The sequence below is a fragment of the Acinetobacter sp. TUM15064 genome, from assembly GCF_008980265.1.
Classification (GTDB): Bacteria; Pseudomonadota; Gammaproteobacteria; order Pseudomonadales; family Moraxellaceae; genus Acinetobacter.
The window spans coordinates 1-459 of record NZ_BKFU01000212.1 but is presented as its reverse complement, the minus strand read 5'-3'; the positions used below and the strand labels follow the sequence as shown (position 1 = coordinate 459).

The following is a 459-nucleotide window of genomic DNA, read 5'->3' as shown; positions in this document are numbered from 1 at the left end:
AGCGGTTAGTGTGTATTACACATGGGACATTGCTCTACAGCGTTAGCTGTTCCTCTTTTGGGGACAAAGTCATGATTTGGCTTTGAGAGAATCTGTGTGCTTTTATACATTTGGTTTTGATTCCCCTAAAAGAATAGCGAAATGAGTTCATACATATTTAGGGGTCTTACTTATGAAAATTCAGCATTATGTAGGCAAAGGACGATTAACTGTCATTGCAAGCACACTATTATTCAGTTCATTTACTCAAGCTGCCGATAAATTGGTTCTACAAACGACATGGTATGCGAAAGCTGAACAAGGTGGTTACTATCAAGCTTTAGCACAAGGGATTTATAAAAAATATGGTCTAGATGTCGATATTAAAATCGGCGGGGCGCAAGTCAACAATATGACGTTATTACTCTCAAAACGTGCAGACATTATTATTAATTACGATTTACAAGTTCTAAAAGGAAT

1 protein-coding gene is annotated in these 459 nt (G+C 36.8%); it reads left to right on the top strand.

Annotated features, from left to right (window positions below):
- Positions 1–172: 172 nt before the first annotated feature.
- The coding region (locus GBI16_RS18470) for an ABC transporter substrate-binding protein (RefSeq protein WP_171494599.1) at positions 173–459 on the top strand (287 nt) is incomplete at its 3' end.